The sequence below is a fragment of the Agrobacterium sp. DE0009 genome (assembly GCF_007680755.1).
Classification (GTDB): Bacteria; Pseudomonadota; Alphaproteobacteria; order Rhizobiales; family Rhizobiaceae; genus Agrobacterium; species Agrobacterium tumefaciens_B.
Genome location: NZ_VEIU01000007.1, coordinates 142,342 through 162,041, shown reverse-complemented (window position 1 = coordinate 162,041; position 19,700 = coordinate 142,342). Strand labels below are relative to the sequence as shown.

Below are 19,700 nucleotides of genomic sequence, written 5' to 3'. Positions count from 1 at the left end.
CTGCATTGCCAGCAGCCGATGAATTGACTGGAATACCCAAATGACCGTGCGTGTAGAAGAACATATCTGGATCCCCATGAGCGACGGCGTGCGCCTTGGAGCGCGCCTCTGGCTGCCGGAAGGCGCGGAGCAATCGCCGGTTCCTGCCATTCTCGAATATATCCCCTATCGCAAACGCGACGGAACGCGCGGGCGCGACGAGCCGATGCACGGCTATTTCGCCAGCCAGGGCTATGCGGCGATCCGCGTGGATATGCGCGGCACCGGCGAATCCGACGGCCACATGGCAGACGAATATCTGCATCAGGAACAGGACGACGCCCTGGAAGTGATCGACTGGATTTCCCGCCAGCCATGGTGCAGCGGCAATGTCGGCATGATGGGCAAGAGCTGGGGCGGTTTCAACGGCCTGCAGGTCGCCGCCCGCCGTCCACCGGCGTTGAAAGCCATCATCACCGCCTATTCCACGGACAATCGCTATACGGATGATATCCATTACATGGGCGGGTTATTGCTGAACGACAATCTCTGGTGGGGCACGATCATGCTTGCCTATCAGAGCCGCCCGCTCGACCCGGAGATCGTCGGCGAGGAATGGCGTGATCGCTGGCTTGAGCGACTGGACCAGCTGCCCTTTTTCCCCGGACTGTGGCTCGCCCATCAGCGTTACGACGCCTACTGGAAACACGGTTCGGTCTGTGAGGACTGGAGCGCCATCCAGTGCCCGGTTCTTGCCATCGGCGCGTGGGCGGACAGCTATACCAATGCGGTCCCACGGCTTCTGGAAAAGCTTCAGGTACCCCGTCGCGGCATTATCGGCCCCTGGGGGCACATCTATCCTCAGGATGGTGTACCCGGCCCGGCAATCGGCTTCCTTCAGGAGGCGACGCGCTGGTGGGACCATTGGCTGAAGGGCAAGGAAACCGGCGTCATGGACGAGCCGATGTTGCGCGCCTTCGTCAGTGACACGATCGAACCGACAGGTACGCGCACGGCGACGCAGGGCCGATGGGTCGGGGAAGCGGCATGGCCTTCGCCTGAAATCTCGACCCGATCACTCTATCTCGGCGGGGCTCGGGACCTGCGCGACGCGGTGAGTGATCCCGCGATCATTGCTATCCGTTCTCCCCAGAGCCATGGCAAAGCGGGCGGCGAATGGATGGCGACCGGGTGCCCGGGCGAACATCCGACCGATCAGCGGCTCGACAATGGTGGCGCGCTGGTTTTCGAAACCGCCTTGCTGGAAGACGATTTCGATGTCCTCGGTGCACCTGTTGCGCGTCTGCGCATTGCCGCTGATTGCCCCGTGGCCCAGATATCGCTGCGCCTCAACGATGTGCTTCCCGATGGTCGCGTCACACGCATCAGCTACCAGGTTTTCAACCTCACCCACCGTGACAGCCACGAGAATCCCGAAGCCCTGGAACCCGGCAAATTCTACGACGTCGCGATCAAGCTCAACGATTGCGGATATCGCTTCGCCAAAGGCCACAAACTGCAACTCGCGATCGCCACGGCCTATTGGCCGATGGTGTGGACATCGCCTTACGATGCGACGATCAGCCTTTCCGTTGCGGAGAGTGCGCTCGACCTGCCAGTCCGTGCTATAGATGACAGCAAGCAGGTTCGCTTCGAACCGCCCGCCCATGGCCCATTGACACCGATGACACAGATCGACCCCGGCACTGTTCGTCGCTGGACGGAACAGGACCACGAAACCGGTTTCAACACCTATATCACGGAAGGTGTGGGTGGCTTGTTCGGCGAGGGTGTGCTGCGCTTTGACGAGATCGATACCGAACTTAGCCATAGTCTGCGCCGTGAACTGCGCATTCGCGACGACGATCCCCTCTCCGCACGCTACGTGCTCACCCAGACTTACGAAATCGGACGGAACGGGTGGCGGATCAAGATCGAGAGCCGGACTGAAATGCGCTCCGATGAACGATACTTCTATTTAGTCGGAGAACTCTCGGCTTTCGAGAATGGTAATATCGTCAAGACGCGACAATGGGACGAGCGCTACAAACGAGATCTTATCTGACACTTCTAATCACTGCTGCCGCGGAAAGATGAGACCTGCCAGAACTGTATATGGCTGACGCCGAAACGAAAGGTTTCGGCGTCAGCGGGATGTTGACCTCCGCCCGCAACAGCAAGGTCAGTCGCCCACAAACGTAATCACAGTCGAACATCGCCGCGATAAACGTTCGGCGTCGCTCCCGTTAACCTGCCAAATATCTTGCGGAACGCTGCCGGATCCGCATAGCCGACAGCCCATGCAATGCTTTCGACCGACCCATTCGTCGTCTCCAGCAATTGCCGCGCCTTCATGATGCGCACGTTCTGAAGATATTCCGTCAGCTTCAGTCCTGTCGCGCGTAAAAAGCGACGCTGAAGCGTCCTTTCTGAAAGATGGACGCTGTCTGCCAGTTCACCGATCGATTTTTGCACCTCTGGCGCTGCGTGGAATTGATGCTGGATTTGCCGCACTTCTTTGTCGCCGTGATCAAATCGCGGAATGAAAGTCCTGTATTGGCTCTGGCTGCGCCGTGGCGGATCAACGACCAGAAAGCGAGCCGTCTCCAGCATTACGGTCTGCCCAAGAAGCTTTTCAACGAGAACCAGGCCGAGATCGGCCCAGGCCAGAATGCCTCCGGCGGTGATCACGTCACCATCGTCGATGATCATGTTATCGGACGAAACGTCTATTTTGGGAAACAGCTCGGCAAGTCTCTCGGCAAAGGCCCAGTGGGTCGTAGCGCGCCGGCCATTGATGAGTCCCGTTTCAGCGAGAACGAATGCGCCGGCGCAGATCGAGCAGACAGTCACACCGAGCGCATGCTGCGATGAAAGCCATTTTGACGCAGGCCGCATACTTTGCATCTTTTCAGGCATGACGATGCTCGGTGGCGCGATGATGTAGCTCAACGAATGCGATGCTCCCGTGTGCGAATCCCAGGTGCAAGAAACCGCGCCATCCTCAACCGTCCAGTGACTGACACGGATTTTGCGGAGGCTTGTTGGCTCCTGCAGATCCGTCGACCAATCGCTGGCGACCCGAAATAAGTCCGTCAGTCCGTAAACCGCAGCCAGCTGACAATCCGGATAGATCAGCAATCCTATCTCGATAAAGTCAGCCGGGTCAGGATTTGTCACTTTTGCCTCGTATAAAGTCATTTGCGCCACGTGCGTGTCATAGCGGATGGCGCTAGCTTCTTCAAGTCAACCAAGGACATTCGAAGATAAGGCTCGACAGGAGATATGTATGATGTCTGACGCAGATCGGTTTTTCGTGTCGAGACGCAGCGTTTTGATCGGGAGCATCGCGCTGGCCAGCGTAAGCATTCCGAGGATCGCCTTCTCACAAACCCCTTCCGGCAACCATTCAGCACAAGGAGAAATCGACATGGGTTTCGTAACAACCAGGGACGGCACTGAAATTTTCTACAAGGACTGGGGCCCGAAGGATGCCCAGCCGATCGTTTTCCACCACGGCTGGCCGCTCTCTTCCGATGACTGGGATGCGCAGATGCTGTTCTTCCTCTCCAAGGGATATCGCGTCGTCGCCCATGACCGCCGTGGCCACGGCCGCTCGGCGCAGGTCTCGGAGGGGCACGACATGGATCATTATGCCTCCGACGCCTTTGCGGTCGTCGAAGCGCTGGACCTGAAGAACGCAGTCCATATCGGTCACTCCACCGGCGGCGGCGAGGTTGCCCGTTATGTCGCAAAGCATGGTGAGCCCGCCGGCCGTGTCGCCAAGGCCGTTCTCGTTTCCGCCGTACCCCCGATCATGGTCAAGACCGAAGCCAATCCGGAAGGCCTGCCGATGGAGGTTTTTGACGGCTTCCGCTCGGCGCTTGCCGCAAACCGCGCGCAGTTCTTCCGCGATGTCCCGGCCGGCCCGTTCTATGGTTTCAACCGCGATGGCGCGACCGTTCATGAAGGCGTGATCCAGAACTGGTGGCGTCAGGGCATGATGGGCAGCGCAAAGGCCCACTACGACGGCATCAAGGCCTTTTCTGAAACCGACCAGACCGAAGACCTGAAGAATATCAGCGTTCCGACGCTGGTGCTACACGGCGAAGACGACCAGATCGTGCCGATCGCCGACTCGGCTCACAAATCGATCAAGCTGCTGAAAAACGGCACCTTGAAGACCTATCCCGGCTTCTCGCACGGCATGCTGACAGTCAATGCCGATGTGCTGAACTCCGACCTGCTCGCGTTCATCAAGGGCTGAGGCTTCTGCAGAACGGGAATGCGGCCGGTTACTCGGCCGCATTTTTTTGGGCGAGGTTAATGGCCTCGCTTGCCCGTGGGTGGAAGCAAGGATCGCGTCGGAAATTCACAAAACCCGCAGTGGCGCGCCGTTCAGCCAGGCGACAAGATTGTCGACGGTATCTCGATAGAAAATCCGGTAGGAGTTTTCAGTGACAAACCCAATGTGTGGCGTCGCGATCACATTGCCCAAAGTCCGAAGCGGATGATCACCTGGCAAAGGCTCATCATCGAACACGTCAACTGCAAAACCTGCGATGGTCTTGGTTTCCAGCGCCGTGATCAAAGCATCTTCATCGACGAGCGGACCTCGTGACGTATTCACGAGCCATGCTGTTGGCTTCATCAATGCCAGCTCGTCCTGACCGATTATGCCCTTCGTCCGCTCCGACAGGACAAGATGCAACGTTACCCAGTCGGACCCGCGAAGAAGTGTCTCTTTCTCAACCCGCCTCACACCGGCAGCCTCTGCCGCCTCATCCGTCAGATTCTGGCTCCAGGCGATCACCTCCATACCGAAAGCAAGGCCGACCTTTGCCATCTGGCGGCCGATCCTGCCCAGACCGATGACACCCAGCGTACTGCCACGAAGGTCGCGTCCGACCGTGGTTTGCCAGCCCCCGCTCCGAAACGAGGCGATCTCTGTGGGAACATGGCGTGCCGCCGCAAGGATCAGTGCCCAGGTCAGCTCCGGGGCACCCGATCCGTTTGCGCCGGTCGCCGAAACAACGATGCCGAGATCACGGGCCGCGGCAAGGTCGATTGAGGCGTTGCGCCCTCCAGTCGTTGCGATGAACCGCAGGTTCGGCAGGCGCTCGAGTATCCGTCGCGGCAGCGGCGTCCGTTCGCGCATGACGCAGACGGCATCGAACGGCAAGAGACGGTCAACCAGGCGTCCTTCGTCCGCGATATGGTCATTGAAGACCGTGATTTCCGCACGGTCGTTCAAGGGCGACCAGTCGGCGCTGGTGATCGAGACTTTCTGGTAATCATCCAGAACGGCGATATGACGTTTCATGAGACGACGCCGTCGATTTTGACGATAAGCTTGCCGAAATTCTTGCCTTTCAGCATGCCGATAAAGGCGTCGGGAGCGTTCTCCAATCCGTCAACAACATCCTCGCGGTACCTGATCTCGCCGCTAGCGACCTTTGGGCCGATCTGCGAGAGAAAGTCATTGAAATGATCGGCCGCAAATTCAGTCTGGATGAAGCCTCGAACAAGAAGGCTCTGTCTCAGGATCGCCGACATCGTTGCCGGAAGACGGTCTGCCTCCGACGAGTTTGCACCGTTATATTGAGAAACGAGGCCGCAAACGGGAACGCGGCCGAACTGGTTGAGAAGGGGCAGTACCGCATCCCAGACGCGTCCTCCAACATTCTCGAAATAGACATCAATCCCGTTTGGGGAGGCCGCGGTCAGATCGCTGACAAAATTCTCCGAGCGATGATTAACCACGCTGTCGAAGCCAAGTTCACCTTTCACAAATGCACATTTGTCGGGTCCACCGGCTATACCAACTGCCCTCGCCCCGTAAAGCTTTGCAAGCTGTCCGACCATCGAACCAACGGGCCCAGAGGCTGCTGCGACTGCAACCGTCTCACCCTGCCCTGGCTTGCCGATAAACTTCAGACCACTCCACGCAGTAAATCCCGGCATGCCAAGGACGCCAATCGCGGTCGTGACCGGCGCGCCGTGCGTCTCGATCTTTCGTAGCAAGTCCCCATTTATCACCGCCCCCGTACACCAACCGGTCCGCCCGCGCACGATGTCGCCGGGCACAAAACCATTGTGCCGTGACTTCACCACCTCGCAGATCGTCTCGCCCTCCATGATACCGTCAACGGGTACAGGCGCCGCGTATGATTTGGCGTCGCTCATACGCCCACGCATGTAAGGGTCCAGCGAAAGATAGAGAACGCGGACCGTGACATCGCCCTCGGCAGCCTCGCGCAACTCGGCTTCCTCAAGGCGGAAATTTTCATGTGATGGCTCTGCCAAGGGGCGGCTTGCCAGCACAATGCGTTTGATCGTCGTCATAAGGCGCGTTCCTCGTTGATTAGCCCGAGTTTTGGGCCGCCCTCGGGTTGGATATTCTCCCACTTCTCGAACTCGACGGGCGGAGGCATCCTGTTCCTGATGTGCTTTGCGTTTTGGTTGTAGATCATTTTGATGTGCTGGAACACGTCCAGAACGACGTAATCGCATGAGCGATTGCCCGAAACTGTGAGGACCGCTCCGAGACACGTCATCATCACGCAGGTTGGCCGGGCCCTCGGCGGCCCCGATCTCAGTAAGAATCCATCTACAAATCGGGGCAAGCCAGGCTTCGCAGGGACTCTCATCGGCGGAAGACGAAGACTAACGCTTGAAAGAACCGCAATTCTCCAGAAGGCCCGGGAACAAGAGCGCGAGAAGCATGTTCGGCGACGACTGCGACCACTTTGCGGCTTACCAAGCAAGGCAGAAACAAATGACCATACCGAAATCGTCTGAAGCCCGCGAATTTGACCATCAGCCAGCCATCGAGCACCCACCCGGTTCCGGTGTTTCGCAACCAGACCCTGAAGCGACCGCGCCACTCCAGGATAGCGACGCTTCTGCTGCACCATCAAGGCTACCCGAGAGCACCGCATCATCCGCTTTGAATGATCGGGTAGATACTGATGCGCCATTGGTAGACGTGGCCTTGGCGAGCGTTAGAAGCCAAACCGCTAGCGCAGCCAGCCCGACACCTACCGAAGAGTTGGCCGCCATTCGAGCGGAGTTCCATAGGCTGAGCGACAATGTGACTGAGATCGGATCGGCATCGGTTCGTGTCCTGCGAGCGGAAAGCCAGGGTATCGCCGAGGGCCTGCGTGTCCGCATTCGGGCACAGCCGGCCAGGGCTATGCTTTTAGGCTTGCTCGCCGGCTTCATATTTGGCGCAACCCGCTGAGGCGCATGGCAGGCCGGGTGGACGTCAGGTCTCGCTAAGGTCACCGATGAGAGTGGGCACCAATTCGCCCACTGTCGGATGGATTGGCACCGCCCAGCGCAGTTCTTCAGTTGTGGCCCCAAGGTTGATGGCGTCGAGCACGCCGTAGATTGCTTCGTCAGCTCCAACGCCGAGGAAGGCAGCGCCGAGTATCCGGTCGGTGTCGGCGTCGACGACGAGTTTCAGGAGGCCGAGCGTCTCGCCTTTCTCCACCGCCCGGCCTACGCGGCTCATCGGGCGAGTGGAGACCTTGATCCGGTGCCCGGCTTCCTTTGCCTGACTCTCCGTCATGCCTGCGCGCCCGAGCGGCGGATCAATGTAGAGCCCGTAACTGAGGATGCGGTCTGAAACTTTTCGGTTGCCGCCATCAAGAAGGTTTGCCGCCACAATCTCGAAATCGTTGTAGGACGTATGCGTGAATGCGCCTCGCCCGTTGCAGTCCCCAAGGGCCCAAACGCCTTCTGCGGTTGTCTGCAAGCGCTCATCCACCGTAATGAAACCGTGCCGGTCAGTCTCGATCCCAGCAAGATCGAGACCGAGATCATCGGTGTTCGGCCGCCGTCCGAGGGCGACCAGGACATGGCTCCCACGGACTTCTCCCTGGTCGGTCCGTATGACGACGCCCGCTTCTTCCTTGGTGATGGATAGAAGGTTGTGGTTCATAAGAACCTTGATGCCATCGCCGCTCAGGATATTGGCGATGGCGTCAGAAATATCAGCATCCTCCTTGGGCGCCAGTTGCTGCCCTCGCTCGATGACCGTAACCTCCGCACCAAAGCGCCGATACATCTGGGCGAATTCCAGTCCGATGTAACTGCCACCGAGAACAATCAGATGTCTCGGCAATTCCTCAAGCGCGATCACGGAAGTGCTCGTGAGATAGGGCACATCCTTCAACCCGGGAATATCCGGTATGTGAGGCCGCGCGCCCACATTTATGAAAATCTGCGGTGCGGTGTAGCTTGTCTCGCCCACCGTCACGGTCTTCTTACCAGTGAACCTGGCTTGGGCGTGTATCACATCCATCGTCTCCAGACTGTCAAACCAGGATGCAAGACCGTCTCTCGCATCAAGAGTCACCTTTCTGGCGCGGGCCGCTACGGCCGGCATGTGCACTTTCGGCTCGCCGTTGATGGTGACGCCGAATTCAGAGGCACGCCGCGCAACCTCCACGGTCTTGGCGCTCGCGACCAACGCCTTGGTGGGCATGCATCCGGCGTTGACGCAGGTGCCCCCAAGATATTTGCGTTCGATCAGGATCACCTTGCGGCCCATCGCCGCCATGCGGGCGGCGAGGAATGGTCCGGACTGACCGGCCCCAATGAAGATCGCGTCATACTCCCTCATGACACGGACACCACAACGATCAATGCGAGTACCACGGCAACCGCATCCTCAACCAAGGCGGCAGGCATGTCGCGGCCGAAACGCTTGGCGAGGTTAGCGCGGACGGATGCACCGCCGAAGGTTCCCAAGACAGCGCCGACGCCCCCCGCGAGAAGCCCTGGAACCACCATTCCTGTTGTTGCGCCGATCGTCGCGCCGCTGAGAGCGCCCATTACAACCCGTGCTCCGAACTGAACGGGCACCTTGCGCGATGGCGTGCCGGGAAGCTGGTCGGCAATAAGTTCTAGGATGGCAAAAACAGTGAAAATCGCGACCGCCCAGAGCGAGTCCATGAAGGAGAGAAGGCTCGCGGAAATATCAAACCACCCAAGATAAGCGGCCCAGGAGACGGCGGCCGGGGCAGTCATGGTGCGAAGACCGGCGACAAGCCCTATCAGCATTGCGAGAAGAATGAGCATTCAGATCCCCTAAGCTAGATCGTGCCGCGGCGCACCGTTGATAAGCGCTTGCCAGTCCAATGCCCCGTCTGACCCATTCTCAATCGTTACTTTCAAACGAAGGCCGCAGATCGCCAGCAACGGCGTGCCTTATTGACCCTCGACTTGCCGTAACCCGTCGGACAGATCGCAACGGTATCATGGCACGGCAGATTGGTCGACAGGCACCGGACAGGGGCACGTCTTGCAGTAATCCAGTCCATCAATCAGATACCGGATGCAACAGACGCGGCGGAGCCGCTCCGGCTGCCCGTCGGCTTGAGGGTAGACGATAGGTCTGAAAAGCGGATTGCGCGAGCCATCGGCCATATGAGGCGATTCCAGCAACTCCAACGCATCCGCCACCCCTGCACCGGCGCAACGATCGTCCCTCGCGTAATTGCGCGCGATTCCCTCGAAAGCGTTGCCGGCGTTTGACCATAGAACGTTGCGCGAAAGGCCGCTCACCTCAGAAACCGCTCGGATAAGGCTTTCGATATTACCGCTGACCAAAAAGGCGAAACGGTCCTCAGCGGACTTCGCTCGAACAGGGCGACCGAAATCAGACAGCCCGAGCGAAACGATCTCCCCTTCAGTGCTTAAGTCGATGCTCAAGTCTGCCGGTGTCAGAGGTACGCGCCAATCCAGCAACATGGCGGCGGTAGCGATCGGTCTCATCACCTTTGCGAAATACCGCTTTGACCACTCACCAGCAACGGCGGCAATGGGCGCGTCCGACCCGTGGCGGCGACCGTAACCATTTAGGACCGCCAAAAGACAATCGGGCTCCAGAAATTCAGTGAAAGCCAGATCGGTCGGCCGTCTGCGCCGGAAAAACTCTCGCCACCCCGAATACGCCGACTGCCCGAGCAATTCGCCAAGAACCGCTGACCTTCGCATACGCTTCCGCCAGTCTAAACGAGCCGCGCGACGATCTGGCGAGCGAGATGCTGCAACGAGGCCGTGGAACCGAACGGCCAGAATGGCGTCCCTGTTAAACGGACATTTCCCTGCGCAACGACCGGCAACATAGGCCAGAGCGAAGCATTGAGGAGCTCAGCCGGAACGGAATCGCCAAGGATGAACAAGGTGCTGTCGTTTTCAACAGAAGCAAGTCCCTCAAGATCGATTGTTGTGAAACCAAAGGGTTGAGCTGACATCGAAATGCCATCGGCAGAACCGATTTTCCGCAGAAGGCCGGAAATTGCGGCATTGGGAGCAAAGACCCGCAACCGCGGAATGCCCGGCAACGGTTGCGCAACGACCAGCTTGCGGCCTGCCACCTGCCCGGCATGGCGTAATCTCAAGTTTTCGATCTCACCGTCAAAACTAGCGAGCAGCCTTTCGGCATCATCCGATCTGGACAGGGCAGCGCCCGACTGACGGGCGCTCTGATAGACACTCGCCAGCATATCACCGTCGCTTTCCTGATCGTCAATCAGATGGACCGGAGCGATCTCACCCAGCGCATCGGCGATGGACGCGTGCCGGTAACGCGACGTCAAGATGACGTCAGGCTGCAGTTTGCGGATCGCTTCAAGGCTGGGCTGCTGTCGTCTTCCGACATCAGCGGCACCGGAAAGGCCTTCAGTTGCGACATCGACCCATGTTCTATAGCCGGCAATTTCCGCACACCCGACCGGTGACATGCCAAGCGAAAGAGCAATCTCGGTCGCCGTCCAATCGAGCGTCACCAGGCGCGACGCTCCTGAAGCGGCGAGCGCCGTTCTCGCGGCGAGCAAAGCCACCGTGCCACCTAGAAACGATCGTCTCCCAATACTCGCTACCACTTAACACTCACTGTTCCCACGACAGTCAAACCCTGCCCGTAATAGCATTGCGTGGGGGTGTTGCAACCGGCGACGTAGGTCTTGTCTCCGAGATTGTAACCGTTGAGCTGGAAGGAGTAGCGATCGTGTTCGTACCTGGCGAAGGCATCGACCAGCGTGTAACCGGGAACGAAAAATGAGTTGGCCGTGTCCCCTGCACTCTTGCCGACGTGGCGGACCCCAGCGCCGACTGTCAGCTTACCTTCCCAGCTATCCGGCGTCGGAAGATCGTAGCTGACGAACAGTGACTGCTGCTGCTTGGGCACGGTGTAGGGCATTTTCCCGATCTGGGCCGACGTCTGGCTCTCGGTTACCTCAGGATCCTGCCAACTTGCCGCGGCCGTCAGATTGAGGCTGTCCCAAAGCGTTGCATTGGCCTCTAGTTCGATACCGCGCACACGCACTTCGTCCGTCTGGTAATAGACGCCCGCTACACGATTGACGACATTCTGCTGCGTTGCCTCAAAACCGGAAAGGGTAAGGCTGAAATCCTCGCCCTGCGGCGCGTATTTTACGCCGATTTCCTTCAACTCACCTTTGGTGGGCTTGAGCGGCGTCGGCGCCAATGTCAGCACCGGCGAGAAGGATGTCGAATAAAGAGCGTAGGGGACAAAGCCGTTTTCGAAGACATAGGCGGCGCCGACCCTTCCGGTGAAGGCCCGATCGTCTTGCCGATATTGTGTCGTGAGACCGTTCGAAAGAGCGGTGCTGTCGGAATCGTTACTGACATAGTCCTGGCGTCCGCCGAGAGTGAGACGAAGGCCACCAAGCTCCATTTGGTCCTGCAGGTAGAAACCCACCTGACGCTGTGTCTGGTCCAGATGCGTCGTCAATGTTGCTGGCTGGACGCCGATTCCGTAGACAGGATTGAAGAGGTCGAGAGTGGGGCCGCTGCGCGATCCCGTTCGGTTGACCAGGTTTTGCCACTGCACATCGACACCGCCGAGAAGCGTATGGCTGATCGGCCCCGTGTCGACTTTGTATTCGAGATGAGTGTCGAGCGCGACCGCATTGAGCGTTGGCTGCGCGTTGTAAACGAGCCTTGAAAGCGTGCGCTGGTTGGCCGAAAGACCATTGCCGAACAGGTTCTGGTAATTGACGTCGAGGTAGGAGTAGCGAAAATTCTGGCGTAGAACGAGATCGTCGTTAAACGCGTGTTCGAACCTGTATCCGATGTAGGCACTTTCCTTGTCGTAGATCGCAAGCGAGGGATCTCCGTCGGAAAAGCTTCGCGGTATCGTTAAACCGAGACGATTGGGAAAGATGCTTCCCACGGCCGGAATGAGCGAAGGGACCTGGCCTGCATCGTCCTTCATATAGGCGCCGTAAACCGTGAGACTCGTTTCTTCATTCGGCGACCACTTGACCGTCGGGCTGATAGCGACGCGGTCGTTCTTGCCGAAATCATTCATTGCATCGCTGTCGCGGATCATACCTTCCAGGCGATAGGTAAGATCGGAATCAGCACCGACCGGGCCCGTGACGTCGAATCCGGCCTCCTTCTGATTGTAGCTTCCGAAGCGGCTGTAGAGCTCTCCGCCAGCGGTCTCCGATGGATCCTTGCTGATCATGTTGACCACGCCGCCGACATTCGTTTGTCCGAAGAGTGCCGAGCTTGGTCCGCGCAGCACTTCCACACGATTGAGAAAATAGGGCTCCACGCGAAAGCCGGCATAGCCTCCTGTCTGGTTCGCAATCTGTGGCACGCGCAAACCGTCGAGATAAAGATCGGCGCTAAAGCCGCGAATGCTGAAGTAGTCGGAGCGAGGATCGTTACCGTACCTTTGGCCATTGACGTTTGCGCTATAAAGCAGGCTATCCGCCACAGTCTGCACGGCTCGATCCGTCATCGCGCCACGGGTGATGACAGAGATGGATTGCGGTGTCTCGGCAATCGCCGTAGCGGTCTTGGTGGCTGATGCCGATTGCGTCGCCACGTAGCCACGTTGTTCGACACGCGCCCCTTTTGCCGCAGACTTTCCCTGGACGACGATCGGCTCGAGCACGGTGGACCCATTTGACTCTTGCGCTTCGACAACCCGAGGCGACAGGATGAGGGCGCTTAACGCAACGCCTGACACGAAAAACAGGAGCCGCTGTCTGGTGATGTGCCCGGTTGTTGTGCGATGGCGAAGGACGGTGTTCTGCATTCGAGGACCTGTGATAGGAATACTGCGCAAAGGGTACTCCGGACTGTCCGTCGTGTTTCAAATCCCGCACGCTTGGCCGCTTAACTAGACTTTTTTTATCAGCATTGTCAGGTCAAAATCGGGCGTTGTCGGGCCATTTAATGGCCTGATTATCTCATATTCTATTATTTTTCTTCATCGGGCCAACGTTCCCCTTTGAAAAGCTGAAGCCGCGCGACTATGGGTCTCTTCCATGGGCGCCGCCGCGATAGCGCTATGAGGAATTCTATTGCCTGAAAACACGATGAAACAGCCGCAAAGGGCAGCCGACCTTCAACATGTGCAGCGGCCTGTGGCAGCCATGGCGCGGACCTATGAGCAAAGCGTCGATTTTGGCTGGCACAGCCATCGCCGGGGGCAATTGCTGCAGATCATCGACGGCTTCATGACAGCCCGCACCCCTGATAGCTCATTCATCATCCCCTGCGGCTATGGTTTGCTGATACCCCCAGAGCTACCGCATGCCGTCCATTCACACGGGCGGGTCGCCATGCAGTCGGTCTATATCGAGCCGGACCCAGGGATCGCCATGCCGTGGGAGCCGACACGTGTCATCTCGACCTCTACGCTGCTTTCTGCCACGGTTGGAGCGTTTCTGAACGAGCCAACTCTTTATGACGAAAATGGCCGCGGCGGCCATCTGGCAGCGCTGATCCTCGAAGAAATCGCCAATGCGCAGGAGGGTCCTTTTGCGCTGCCAATGCCCAGTGACAAGCGCTTGCAGCGGCTGTGTCGGGATCTTTCGGAGACCCCATCGCTCGATCTTGATATAGATCGCTGGGCAGACAATCTCGGCATGAGCCGGCGCACCATGACCCGGAAATTTCGAGTTCAGACGGGCATGAGTTTTGCCGAATGGCGGCGTCGCTTGCGCATGGCGCATGTCATGCGTCGCCAGGCAGAGGGAGCGCGCCTGGAAGAGGCTGCCGCAGACGTCGGTTACCGCAGCTTGTCCTCTCTGCGCAAAGCCATGCGCGAGGTTGCGGGATGACGGGGCTCGCAAGCAAACAGAAAATTGAGACAATCGCCGCTCAGGCGATTGGTCTCAGCGTCTTCTACGATCAAGCTCAAGCGCTCCGGAAGGTCGATGCAAACGCATTTGAGGGCCGTATTACCGCAATATGCGGCGCGAATGGCTCAGGTAAAAGTACGCTGCTCAAATGCCTTGCCGGGCTGGAGCAGCCGACGGAGGGCGAAGTCCGCTTGTCCGGACAACCGCTCGCGGCATTGTCTCGACGCAACGTGGCGCGCCAGGTTGCCGTCATGAGCCAGACCCCAGAGATTCCAATCGGCCTGAGCGTCGAGGACCTCGTTGAACAGGGCCGCTATCCTCATCGTCCATGGCTGGGACGCCTGTCGTCACGCGACCGCGAAATCATCGAAAGCGCCATTTTTCGCGTCGGTCTTCAAGATCTGCGTGCGCGCCAACTCACGACCCTCTCCGGTGGTGAAAGGCAGCGGGCCTGGTTGGCGATGGCTCTGGCGCAGGAACCGCGTATCCTTTTTCTTGATGAGCCTACGAGTTTTCTCGACATCAGACATCAGGCCGAGCTGCTGACCCTGCTGCGCAAACTCAATTTCGAGGAAGGACTGACGATCATCGCGGTGCTTCACGACCTCAATCAGGTCATGGACATCTCCAGTGACGTCATCCTGATGCGAAAGGGCGAGGTTCTCGCCGCTGGGCCGACGCATCAGGTGCTTCGGGCTGACCTGTTGCAGCAAGCTTTTGAGTGCCACGTCGACCTCGTTCCACATCCCGACGGAAGCGGTCGGACCTATTGCATGGTCGACTGGGTCGGCGCTGGCAACAGGCGGGCCCACCCGTCTTCGGCTCAATCATGAATTTGTCGCACCAAGCCATTTCGCGACCGGTTCCAGCCCTTGTCTGGCCATTCGGCGTGATCCTTCTGCTGCTCCTGGCAGCGCTTGAACTGAGAGCGGGAAGCCGGCTGCTCGGCTGGTGGGATGTGTTTCTTTTTCCGACACGTCCTCCTACGCTGGCGCAGGCAATTCTGGAAACCACCCGGGCGCCCCGCGTGGTTGCAGCAATATTGACTGGCGCGGCCCTTGCGCTGGCAGGTTCGGTTCTTCAAACGGTCCTGAAGAACCCCTTGGCGGCACCTGACATCTTATCCGTCACCAGTGGCGCGCAGCTTTTCCTCATCGTATCGACCCTGCTGCTTCCCTTGGCTCTGCCACCCATCCTTGCAACAAGCGCAGGCGGCCTCGCTGGCGCGGCCGCGTGTCTTGCGCTGGCAGGCGGCTTTCAGGCGCCGCCGGGCCGGCTGGCGCTTTCCGGCGTCGCCGTATCACTCTGTTTTTCCGCCTTATCATCGGCCATCGTGCTTCTTGCCGACGAACGGGCGTCAGGTTTGTTGCTCTGGTCCTCCGGTATCCTGGACCAGACCGGGTGGGCCAAGGTCACAACGACAATCCCCTTCGTGCTCCTGTCCCTCCTGACGCTCATGCTGATGGCGCGCGCGCTGGACTTGCTGGGGTTGGGCGACCAGGCGTCTGCCAGCCTCGGGTTGACACGGACCGTCACGCTTTCGGGTTTGCTCATCGGCGTTCTTCTTTGCGGCTGCGCCGTTACCCTTGCAGGGCCCATCGGCTTCATCGGCCTTGCCGTTCCAAACGTGTTGCGCGCATTGGGTGTAACCCGGCATCATCGCCATCTGCCGCTTTCGATGGTTTGGGGAGCGAACACTTTGCTTCTCGCAGATTTGGCGACACAATCCTTCGCGCGCAATGGCACGACCATACCCACAGGCGTTACGGTTGCCTTCTTCGGCGCACCCGTCATGCTCTTCCTGCTGCGGACGGCAAAAATCGGAGGAGAGCGCCGCATCGGGTTGCCGATCGGCGTTGCGCGTCCGCCTTTTCTCCTCGCCGTTGCAGCCCTTGCCGCCCTGGGCCTGATTGCGATAGTGGCAAGTCTTGCGACAGGCGACGGGGTATCCCTCACAATCGCAGAGGTGAGGGGAAACCTCGACCTGCGAGCCCCTCGCCTTCTGGTCGCGCTCGGCTGCGGCGCATTGCTGGGTGCGGCGGGCACCGTCATTCAGGCGGTCACGCGCAATCCGCTCTGCGGTCCCGAGACGCTGGGCCTGACGCAGGGAGCAGCGCTGTTCAGCCTCGTCGCTCTTCTGTTGGGACTTGCACCCGCAACGCCAGCATTCCAGGTGGTTGCTCTGGCCGGGGCCATCACCGTCCTCCTGCTGCTCCGGATGCTGGCTCCGAAGTATTCGCCGGAGAAACTGGTTCTCGCTGGTGTCGCAATCGCGGCGAGCCTGGGTGCGGCCGCAACGATCATTGTCGTGGAGGCTCGCTTGCAAACGGCTCAGGCGCTTTCGTGGCTCATCGGCTCGACGCACGCCCGTGGCTACGCCGACGCATTCGTGTTGATGCCATGGGTATTCGCGCTGTCGGCTATCGGCCTGCTGTTCAATCGACATCTCGACGCCTTTTTGCTCGGAGACGAAAAGGCCCGCTCACTAGGGCTCTCGACAGGGAACGCGAGCAAATATGCGATGCTCTATGCCGCCAGTGCCGTGGCAATCGCCGTGTCTTCCATCGGGGCCATCAGTTTCGTTGGCTTGCTCGCACCGCACGCGGCTCGACTTCTTACCGGAGCGCGCCATGCCAAAAGCCTGCCTGTCGCGATGGTCCTTGGCGCTGTGATACTGGCCTTCGCCGATATGGTCGGTCGCAGCGTTATCGCACCGCTCGAACTTCCGGCGGGCATCATTACCGCGATTATCGGTGCACCCGCTTTCATGCTGCTGCTCCGTTCCGGATCGCGCTCACGGTCGTCGTGATCTGAACGGAAGGGCTCAACCCGCATCGCCGCGCATTTATCCATCCGGCGTCCTAGCGAAGGCGAGAGACGGGACCTGTTGCGGCAAAGCCATTTTTCAGTGCGGCGTGTAAACTTTTGGGCTTCTCAGGCGTTCAGGGTCGGTCCCTCGAAATCGACTGGCTTACACAATGTCAACGAACACCCACTTTGAACTGCTTGCGAAAATCGGATACGCCGCTCGGGGCATCGTGTTCGTTCTTGTCGCTGGCCTTGCACTGTTTTCCGGGTTTGCGGATCAAAAAGCCGATACGAAGTCGGCGCTAGCAGCGCTTCTCGACCAACCGTTCGGACGGGTGTGGGTTGCGCTGATGGGGATCGGGCTTCTCGGGTTCGTTGCGTGGAGGATCGCCCAGTCCTTTGGCGATAGCGACGGCCACGGAAACTCGGGCAAGGCCATCGTAATACGAGCCGCGCTGTTCGGCAGCGCGATAACCTATCTCGGCCTCGCGGCCTACGCGCTCGGCCATGCCATCTCCGCAGGCGGCGGCGGCGAAGCATCAGGCGAAAAGGGCCTGGCGCAATGGATCATGTCCCAGCCGTTCGGGCCTTACCTTGCGATTGCGGTCGGATTGGGATTCGTCGGCGGCGGCGCGGTCACCGCAACAAAGGGGATCACACGCAGATTCGAGAAGTACCTTCGACTACCGAAGGACAAAAATATCACCAGTTGGGTGTGCGTTTACGGGCTGGTCGCACGTGGCATCGTCTTCGCCGTCACTGGCATCCTTTTCACCTATGCTGGCTTCCGAGTAGATCCTGACCAGGCCGGAAGCATGTCGGATGCCTTGCAATGGCTCCGCCAGCTTCCGTTCGGCTCGCTTGTCTACATGGTCGTCGCCGCGGGCCTTGCGGCATTCGGTGTTTATAATCTTGTGGAAGCGCGATATCGCATCGTCCGCGGCCCCTCCCTTTCTGACATCAAACGGGACGGAAAAGCGGCTGTCTCGGCGGTGAAGCGCCTGTAGATGAACGGGTTCAAGGATTGCCGCAGACACCGTCATACCGGTAATCGCCAGGGCCGTTGCATTTTGACGAAACTGGTCTTTTCATAGCGTTCAGACCTGGTTTTAGGGGACGCATATGGACGGCACGCATCTGTTCGAACTCGTGATAGCAATGTTTCTCGCTATTATCGTGTTGCATTACATTGCACATCGCATGGGCCTGCCGCCCTCCGCAGCGCTAGTGGTGGGCGGAGGGACTTTGGCATTCCTGCCCGGCCTGCCCACGATCTCCGTTAATCCGGAGCTGGTCCTGGTCATATTTCTACCACCCCTGCTGCTCGATGGCGCCTGGTCGATCGCCGTCGATCGGCTCAGGCGGCACGTCTTTGGAATTGCGTCGCTGGCAATAGGCGCTGTGCTGTTCACGACAATAGTCGTCAGCATTGTCGTTCACCTGCTGATGCCTTCCCTCCCGTGGGCCGCCTGCGCGGCTCTTGGGGCAATCGTTTCGCCTCCTGACGCGGTTTCGGCCCGTGCCGTGCTGGAAAGGGTCAAGATACCCAGACGACTCCAGATCCTTCTGGAAGGTGAAAGCCTTCTGAACGACGCAAGCGGGCTTGTGCTGTTCCGCTTTGCGGTGGCGGCGGCAGCCGGCAGTACGTTCAGCACCACGGATGCACTGGCTGCGTTCGTTTTTTTGGCCGTGGGCGGCGCTGCGGTCGGCGCTGTCGTCGGCTTTGCGTGGGTGAAGCTGGTGCGGCATCTGGGAGACGAATATCTGATGATCGCCGCAACCGCCATCCTGTCGTGGGCCGCCTATCTCCTTGCGGAGCAGATGCAAACATCGGGCGTCATCGCCACGGTGACCGCGGGATTAATTGCATCATGGCATCAGCACACCGTCTTGTCTGCCGCGACGCGGATGCGCGGCACGTCATTCTGGAATGTGCTTGTTTTCCTGATGGAAGCGATGGTCTTCATTCTGATTGGACTATCGCTGCGAGCTGTCGTTGAACGTGGAGGCGGGTTTAGCGCCGTTGTCGGCTCCATGGCCCTCCCGGCAGTGACGATCCTCTTGACGCTCGTTGTCGCCCGGTTTGTCTGGATATTCGCGTCCGATTTCGTGATCAGACTATTCCACAGTCTGAAAATCGCTCGCTCGGTGCCGCTTGGAGCAGGAGGCGCAACGGCGCTCGGTTGGGCGGGCATGCGCGGTGTGGTCACGCTGGCGCTTGCTCTCAGCCTGCCCGAAGATTTTCAGGGTCGTGATTTCATTCTTATCACGGCTTTCGCCGTCATTCTGGGAACCGTTCTTATACAGGGAACGACGCTTGAATGGATCATTGCCTGGGCGGGGCTTGGCAATATCGAGCCGGAGCGCGCGCCGATGACGATGAGCGAGGCCGAAGCCTCCATGGCGCAGGTCCAGTTCGATACTGTCCAGGCACTCGCTTATGATGAACACGGAGAACTGATCCACCCGCAACTTTTGAAACGATACGAACATCGGCTGGCCGCAAGCGTCAGATACGCCGAAAGTACCGAAAAGTATTCGCCGCTTCTGCATGCCCACTTCGACGTTGTTCTTCAGGCTGTCGCCGCGGGCAGGCGGGAACTCATTCGCCTCCGCCGCGAAGGCAAGATCGATGACGAAACACTGAGAGAACTCGAGCACGATCTGGATCTCGAAGAACTCAGTGCACTGTCCGCCAAGGCCTAGTGCCCGTCTCACCCTCGCTCAACCTTGAAAAGACCGCCTCGCTCAAAGGCCGGCGGCTCCGGCAAAATTCCA

The 19,700-nt window shown here is 59.1% G+C and carries 16 protein-coding genes; 8 read left to right on the top strand and 8 right to left on the bottom strand.

Features of this window, described 5'->3' with window-relative positions; translation table 11 throughout:
- Positions 1-40: 40 nt before the first annotated feature.
- Entirely contained in the window at positions 41-2,044 is a 2,004-nt protein-coding gene (locus FS804_RS20700) for a CocE/NonD family hydrolase (RefSeq protein WP_144578742.1), read from the top strand.
- Between the two features lie 137 nt (positions 2,045-2,181).
- Here the strand turns inward: FS804_RS20700 and FS804_RS20695 are convergent, their stop codons facing one another.
- Positions 2,182-2,931: a GlxA family transcriptional regulator gene (locus FS804_RS20695; RefSeq protein ID WP_246665914.1), complete on the bottom strand. Its 750-nt coding sequence runs from the start codon at positions 2,929-2,931 to the stop codon at positions 2,182-2,184.
- A gap of 478 nt (positions 2,932-3,409) precedes the next feature.
- Here FS804_RS20695 and FS804_RS20690 point away from each other — a divergent pair, with 478 nt between their 5' ends.
- A complete protein-coding gene (locus FS804_RS20690) occupies positions 3,410-4,246 on the top strand; it encodes an alpha/beta fold hydrolase (RefSeq protein ID WP_144578741.1) in 837 nt (278 codons plus the stop codon).
- 105 nt (positions 4,247-4,351) lie between these two features.
- Here the strand turns inward: FS804_RS20690 and FS804_RS20685 are convergent, their stop codons facing one another.
- Together FS804_RS20685 and FS804_RS20680 are read right to left on the bottom strand one after the other, a co-directional pair.
- Positions 4,352-5,302, bottom strand: coding sequence for a D-2-hydroxyacid dehydrogenase family protein (locus tag FS804_RS20685; RefSeq protein WP_144578740.1), 951 nt, complete (start codon positions 5,300-5,302; stop codon positions 4,352-4,354).
- Complete coding sequence (locus FS804_RS20680; protein ID WP_144578739.1) at positions 5,299-6,324, bottom strand: NADP-dependent oxidoreductase; 1,026 nt, start codon at positions 6,322-6,324, stop codon at positions 5,299-5,301. Before FS804_RS20680 ends, FS804_RS20685 begins: the two co-directional genes overlap by 4 nt.
- Before the next feature lie 379 nt (positions 6,325-6,703).
- On the opposite strand from FS804_RS20680, the gene FS804_RS20675 reads away from it, so the two are divergent.
- A complete protein-coding gene (locus FS804_RS20675; protein WP_063951779.1) occupies positions 6,704-7,222 on the top strand; it encodes a hypothetical protein in 519 nt (172 codons plus the stop codon).
- A gap of 24 nt (positions 7,223-7,246) precedes the next feature.
- On the opposite strand, the gene FS804_RS20670 is transcribed toward FS804_RS20675, so the two are convergent.
- The 5 genes from FS804_RS20670 to FS804_RS20650 form a co-directional block, all read right to left on the bottom strand.
- The gene (locus FS804_RS20670) at positions 7,247-8,608 is read right to left on the bottom strand and encodes an FAD-containing oxidoreductase (RefSeq protein WP_063951778.1); all 1,362 of its coding nucleotides are present in this window, start codon (positions 8,606-8,608) and stop codon (positions 7,247-7,249) included.
- Positions 8,605-9,066: a DUF4126 family protein gene (locus FS804_RS20665; RefSeq protein ID WP_063951777.1), complete on the bottom strand. Its 462-nt coding sequence runs from the start codon at positions 9,064-9,066 to the stop codon at positions 8,605-8,607. Before FS804_RS20665 ends, FS804_RS20670 begins: the two co-directional genes overlap by 4 nt.
- Positions 9,067-9,243: 177 nt before the next feature.
- Entirely contained in the window at positions 9,244-9,858 is a 615-nt protein-coding gene (gene fhuF, locus FS804_RS20660) for a siderophore-iron reductase FhuF (protein WP_246665913.1), read from the bottom strand.
- A 140-nt stretch (positions 9,859-9,998) separates the two neighbouring features.
- Positions 9,999-10,832 (bottom strand): iron-siderophore ABC transporter substrate-binding protein, encoded by an 834-nt coding sequence (locus FS804_RS20655; RefSeq protein ID WP_063951775.1) that lies wholly within the window; start codon positions 10,830-10,832, stop codon positions 9,999-10,001.
- A gap of 35 nt (positions 10,833-10,867) precedes the next feature.
- Positions 10,868-13,063 (bottom strand): TonB-dependent siderophore receptor, encoded by a 2,196-nt coding sequence (locus FS804_RS20650; RefSeq protein ID WP_063951774.1) that lies wholly within the window; start codon positions 13,061-13,063, stop codon positions 10,868-10,870.
- Between the two features lie 283 nt (positions 13,064-13,346).
- On the opposite strand from FS804_RS20650, the gene FS804_RS20645 reads away from it, so the two are divergent.
- From FS804_RS20645 to FS804_RS20625, 5 genes are all read left to right on the top strand, one after another.
- Positions 13,347-14,093: a helix-turn-helix domain-containing protein gene (locus tag FS804_RS20645; protein ID WP_063951773.1), complete on the top strand. Its 747-nt coding sequence runs from the start codon at positions 13,347-13,349 to the stop codon at positions 14,091-14,093.
- Positions 14,090-14,947, top strand: a complete 858-nt coding sequence (locus FS804_RS20640; protein ID WP_144578737.1) for an ABC transporter ATP-binding protein — start codon at positions 14,090-14,092, stop codon at positions 14,945-14,947. Before FS804_RS20645 ends, FS804_RS20640 begins: the two co-directional genes overlap by 4 nt.
- Entirely contained in the window at positions 14,944-16,923 is a 1,980-nt protein-coding gene (locus FS804_RS20635) for an iron ABC transporter permease (RefSeq protein WP_144578736.1), read from the top strand. Before FS804_RS20640 ends, FS804_RS20635 begins: the two co-directional genes overlap by 4 nt.
- 169 nt (positions 16,924-17,092) lie before the next feature.
- Positions 17,093-17,929, top strand: a complete 837-nt coding sequence (locus tag FS804_RS20630) for a DUF1206 domain-containing protein (RefSeq protein WP_144578735.1) — start codon at positions 17,093-17,095, stop codon at positions 17,927-17,929.
- Between the two features lie 115 nt (positions 17,930-18,044).
- The gene (locus tag FS804_RS20625; protein WP_144578734.1) at positions 18,045-19,628 is read left to right on the top strand and encodes a Na+/H+ antiporter; all 1,584 of its coding nucleotides are present in this window, start codon (positions 18,045-18,047) and stop codon (positions 19,626-19,628) included.
- Positions 19,629-19,700 lie beyond the last annotated feature (72 nt).

What these genes read in the sequence shown, in the direction of transcription:
- FS804_RS20700 (WP_144578742.1), top strand. Translation starts at nt 41, where the DNA reads ATGACCGTGCGTGTAGAAGAACATATCTGGATCCCCATGAGCGACGGC.
- FS804_RS20690 (WP_144578741.1), top strand. Translation starts at nt 3,410, where the DNA reads ATGGGTTTCGTAACAACCAGGGACGGCACTGAAATTTTCTACAAGGAC.
- FS804_RS20685 (WP_144578740.1), bottom strand. Translation starts at nt 5,302, where the DNA reads ATGAAACGTCATATCGCCGTTCTGGATGATTACCAGAAAGTCTCGATC.
- FS804_RS20680 (WP_144578739.1), bottom strand. Translation starts at nt 6,324, where the DNA reads ATGACGACGATCAAACGCATTGTGCTGGCAAGCCGCCCCTTGGCAGAG.
- FS804_RS20675 (WP_063951779.1), top strand. Translation starts at nt 6,704, where the DNA reads ATGTTCGGCGACGACTGCGACCACTTTGCGGCTTACCAAGCAAGGCAG.
- FS804_RS20670 (WP_063951778.1), bottom strand. Translation starts at nt 8,608, where the DNA reads ATGAGGGAGTATGACGCGATCTTCATTGGGGCCGGTCAGTCCGGACCA.
- FS804_RS20665 (WP_063951777.1), bottom strand. Translation starts at nt 9,066, where the DNA reads ATGCTCATTCTTCTCGCAATGCTGATAGGGCTTGTCGCCGGTCTTCGC.
- FS804_RS20650 (WP_063951774.1), bottom strand. Translation starts at nt 13,063, where the DNA reads ATGCAGAACACCGTCCTTCGCCATCGCACAACAACCGGGCACATCACC.
- FS804_RS20645 (WP_063951773.1), top strand. Translation starts at nt 13,347, where the DNA reads ATGAAACAGCCGCAAAGGGCAGCCGACCTTCAACATGTGCAGCGGCCT.
- FS804_RS20640 (WP_144578737.1), top strand. Translation starts at nt 14,090, where the DNA reads ATGACGGGGCTCGCAAGCAAACAGAAAATTGAGACAATCGCCGCTCAG.
- FS804_RS20635 (WP_144578736.1), top strand. Translation starts at nt 14,944, where the DNA reads ATGAATTTGTCGCACCAAGCCATTTCGCGACCGGTTCCAGCCCTTGTC.
- FS804_RS20630 (WP_144578735.1), top strand. Translation starts at nt 17,093, where the DNA reads ATGTCAACGAACACCCACTTTGAACTGCTTGCGAAAATCGGATACGCC.
- FS804_RS20625 (WP_144578734.1), top strand. Translation starts at nt 18,045, where the DNA reads ATGGACGGCACGCATCTGTTCGAACTCGTGATAGCAATGTTTCTCGCT.